Source organism: Pseudonocardia sp. SID8383, from assembly GCF_009864975.1.
GTDB classification, from domain to species: Bacteria; Actinomycetota; Actinomycetes; order Mycobacteriales; family Pseudonocardiaceae; genus Pseudonocardia; species Pseudonocardia alni.
On record NZ_WWFY01000548.1, the window covers coordinates 1 to 226 of the forward strand.

The following is a 226-nucleotide window of genomic DNA, read 5'->3' on the forward strand; positions in this document are numbered from 1 at the left end:
GCGGGGGAGCGACCCGGCCGGGACACCGTCGTGGGAACCCGGGTAGCGGTGGGTCCAGACCAGCAGCTCGGCGGCCTGGCCGGGGCGGGCACGGATCTCCCGCGCGGCCGTGTCCTCCAGCGCGGCGAGGTGCTCGCGGGCGACCGCGTCGGTCACGGTGTGCAGGGTGGTGCCGTAGCGCGCCGCGTGCTCGCCGAGGACCGCGCGCGCGTGCCGCGAGGCCACG

Annotated in this window: 1 pseudogene; it reads right to left on the minus strand. The window is 79.2% G+C overall.

The window, feature by feature from the left end:
• Nucleotides 1–226, minus strand: a pseudogene (locus tag GTW08_RS13320) (hypothetical protein); the annotation flags it as partial.